The organism is Micromonospora chokoriensis (genome assembly GCF_000718555.1).
Classification (GTDB): domain Bacteria; phylum Actinomycetota; class Actinomycetes; order Mycobacteriales; family Micromonosporaceae; genus Micromonospora; species Micromonospora chokoriensis_B.
This window is the reverse complement of record NZ_JOAN01000050.1, coordinates 1-379: the sequence shown is the minus strand read 5'-3', so window position 1 is coordinate 379 and position 379 is coordinate 1. Positions and strand designations below refer to the sequence as shown.

The window sequence follows — 379 nt, the reverse complement described above, 5'->3', positions numbered from 1 at the left end:
AGTTCCTGGGGATGCCGGGGGCGCAGCCGCCGGGGCGGGGCACGGGTGCGGAGGAGCGTACGGATTTCCGGTGGTTGATGATGTCGGATGTCTGTAAGCACTGCACGCATGCGGCGTGTTTGGACGTGTGTCCGACGGGGTCGTTGTTCCGTACGGAGTTCGGCACGGTGGTGGTGCAGGAGGACATCTGTAACGGGTGTGGGTACTGCATCTCGGCGTGCCCGTACGGGGTGATCGATCAGCGTAAGGGCGATGGTCGGGCGTGGAAGTGCACGCTGTGTTACGACCGGTTGGGTGCGGGGATGACTCCGGCGTGCGCGCAGGCGTGCCCGACCGAGTCGATCCAGTACGGGCCCCTCGACGAGCTGCACGAACGGGC

The 379-nt window shown here is 66.2% G+C and carries 1 protein-coding gene; it reads left to right on the top strand.

The genetic code is table 11. The features are described 5' to 3' along the window. Positions 1-379: 4Fe-4S dicluster domain-containing protein (locus IF46_RS0132000; RefSeq protein WP_030492140.1), on the top strand; the 379-nt coding region annotated here is incomplete at both ends.